The following is a 3,053-nucleotide window of genomic DNA, read 5'->3' on the forward strand; positions in this document are numbered from 1 at the left end:
GACGCTGCGAAGTGACGGCGATCGCGTTCCTGGCCTTCGCATCGCGTGTCGAGGTCTCCGTTGTGCGGCCAATCGGAAAACTTTTTCCTCGCTGCGACCTCGCGCCGCAAGCAAGCGTCGTGCCGGCCGTTGCAACATCACGTGCACGCGGCATTCACGCGAAAACGCCGATCCGGACGCAGTGCGAATGGCCTCTCCACATCCCTGTGATGTGCCTGAGGGTGTTCAATAAATTCCGTGCAATCGCCTCTCAAGTCCCCGCGCCGGGCGCCGTTACATCGCCCGCACATCGAGCGGAATGCGTCATCAAGCGTCTGATTAAAAACGCTTTTTCACGACTCATTCATCTCGTTCGATGCGGGCGTGCACAACGGCGGCTGGTCGGCGTGCGTGTTCCGCGGCGTTCCATCGCCCCTCTCATTCCCCCAAAGGCCATTCCATGATTGCATTCCTTCAGCGCTACAACGTCGGTGCCCGGCTCGCCACCGCGTTCGGCATCCTCATCCTGTTGTCCTCGGCGCTGGTCGTCGCCGGGCTGCTGACCCTGTTCCAGGCGCGCCAGCGACTGGACGGCATCGTCAACCGCAACATCGCCGCCATCCGCGCGTCCAGCGACATGCTCAACGCCAGTTCGGTCGTGGCCATCAATGTCCGCAACATCGTGTTGCCGACCTCCCAGGAAGACAACATCCGCTTCGCCAAGGTCGTCGTCGAGCAGCGCGCACGCTACCAGGAGGCGCGCAAGCGGGCGGGCGCCATCCCCAGCGGTGCGCAGAGCCAGGCCGTGCTGGAGGACGTCGATCGCGCCCGGCAGATGACCGTGGACGTCAACAACCGGGTGATGGATCTGGGCATGCACGACAAGCCGGACGAGGCCCTGGCCCTGCTGATGCGGGAGTCCGCGCCGCTGACGCAGAAATGGCAGGACGCCATCGCCCGCTATGCCGATCTGCAGGCCACCCGCAGCAACGAGGCCTATGCGGAAGCGACGGCGGCGATGGCGCGTGGGCGCGCCATGCTCATCGCCGGCGGACTGGCGGTGGTGCTGGTCAGCAGCCTGCTGGCGTGGCTGATCACCCGCAGCCTGACCGTGCCGCTGACCCGCGCCACGCGTGTCGCCGAGGCCATCGCCAGCGGCAAGCTCGACAACGACGTACACACCGACGCCCGCGACGAAACCGGACGTCTGCTGGTCGCGATGCAGGGCATGCAGCAGCAGGTCGGCAACCTGATCGGCGCGCAGTTGGAAATGGCCAAGCGCCACGACGCGGGCGAAGTCAGCCATCGCATCGAAGCGCAGGCCTTCCCGGGCGACTACGGGCGCATGGCGGCCGAGACCAATGCGCTGGTGGCCTCGCACCTGGCGGTGAAGACGCGCCTGGCGCAGATCATGGGCCGCTACGCGATCGGCGACCTGTCGCAGGACATGGACCGCCTGCCCGGCGAGGAGGCGGTGCTGAGCCAGACCATGGACGAGGTCAAGGCCAACCTGTCGGCGATGAACGGGCAGATCAAGCAGCTGGCGACGTCCGCGGCCGACGGCGACTTCAGCGCGCGCGGCGACGCCGAGCGCTTCCAGTACGACTTCCGGGTGATGGTGGACAGCCTCAACCAGTTGATGGCCACCGCCGATGGCAACCTGCAGGCGCTGTCGACCCTGCTGCAGGCGATCGCCGCGGGCGATCTGACCGCGCGCATGCACGGCGATTTCCGCGGCGTGTTCGCGCAGATGCGCGACGACGCCAATGCCACCGCCGAGCAGCTGGCCGGCATCGTCGGACGCATCAAGCACTCGGCGGTGTCGATCAATGCCGCGGCCAGCGAGATTGCCGCCGGCAACGACGATCTGTCGCGCCGCACCGAGCAGCAGGCCGCCAGCCTGGAAGAAACCGCAGCCTCGATGGAGGAACTGACCTCCACCGTGCGCCAGAACGCCGAGCACGCGCGCCAGGCCAATCAGCTCGCCGCCGGCGCGGCCTCGGTCGCCTCGCAGGGCGGCGACGTGGTCGGCCAGGTGGTGACCACCATGAGCGGCATCGAGGATGCGTCGCGGCGCATCGCCGACATCATCTCGGTGATCGACGGCATCGCCTTCCAGACCAACATCCTCGCGCTCAACGCTGCGGTGGAAGCCGCGCGTGCCGGCGACCAGGGGCGCGGTTTCGCCGTGGTCGCCAGCGAGGTGCGCACGCTGGCGCAGCGCTCGGCCAGCGCGGCCAAGGAGATCAAGAGCCTGATCGACGATTCGGTGAGCCGCGTCGCCGAAGGTTCGGTCCTGGTCGACCAGGCCGGCAAGACCATGACCGAGATCGTGACCTCGGTGCAGCGTGTCACCGACATCATGGGGGAAATCTCCGCCGCCTCGCAGGAGCAGTCGGCCGGCATCGAGCAGGTCAACCAGACCGTGACGCAGATGGATGAGAGCACCCAGCAGAACGCGGCCTTGGTGGAAGAGGCCAGTGCGGCGGCGCGCTCGATGGAGCAGCAGGCGGTGGAACTGAGCCAGGCGGTGGCGCTGTTCAAGCTCGACGCATCCGCGGCCACGCCGGTAGCGCAGGCGCCGCGGCACCATGCCACCGCGACGCCCGCGGGCAAGCGCAACGTCCGTCCGGCAGCGGCCAAGGCCGCACCTGCGCGGCGTGCGGCGCAGCCGGCGGCGGCGATGGCGCTGGACAAGGATTGGCAGGAGTTCTGAGCCGCACGGCGCCTGTCATCGGCGAGCGGCGCAATGCGCGTCGCTCGCCTGTCGCGTGGCGGTTGCCTTGCGGCTGCCGGTGCCGCATCCCACAGATCCGAGGATGTTCCACTGCGGTCGCGATGCCGTGCCTGCCTTGGCGCGGCACGCTGTTTCTGACCGACGCCCACGCCGCGCGCGTGGGCGTCCTGCTCCGTCCTCACGCCTGCCTGGGGCTTACGCGCGTGTTGCCCGCGTGAGCATCCAGCACGTCGTCACGTGCGCCGCCGCCGTGCGGCAGACGCAGTGCGCGTGATGCGACGCGTCCCTTGTACGACAGCATCGCTGCCGCCGCGGCTGCCGCCGCGGCTGCGGCCGC

2 protein-coding genes are annotated in these 3,053 nt (G+C 68.5%); both read left to right on the forward strand.

The window, feature by feature from the left end:
- On the forward strand, positions 1-443 hold a 443-nt coding region (locus D180_RS24585; RefSeq protein ID WP_232760498.1), incomplete at its 5' end, for a hypothetical protein.
- On the forward strand, positions 440-2,695 hold the full coding sequence (locus D180_RS13975) for a methyl-accepting chemotaxis protein (protein ID WP_017913288.1): 2,256 nt from the start codon (positions 440-442) through the stop codon (positions 2,693-2,695). The genes D180_RS24585 and D180_RS13975, both read left to right, overlap by 4 nt.
- Positions 2,696-3,053 lie beyond the last annotated feature (358 nt).

The organism is Xanthomonas sp. SHU 166 (genome assembly GCF_000364685.1).
Classification (GTDB): Bacteria; Pseudomonadota; Gammaproteobacteria; order Xanthomonadales; family Xanthomonadaceae; genus Xanthomonas_A; species Xanthomonas_A sontii.

Bases quoted from the DNA above. Each gene is read 5' to 3' on its own strand.
- D180_RS13975 (WP_017913288.1), top strand. From the start codon at position 440: ATGATTGCATTCCTTCAGCGCTACAACGTCGGTGCCCGGCTCGCCACC.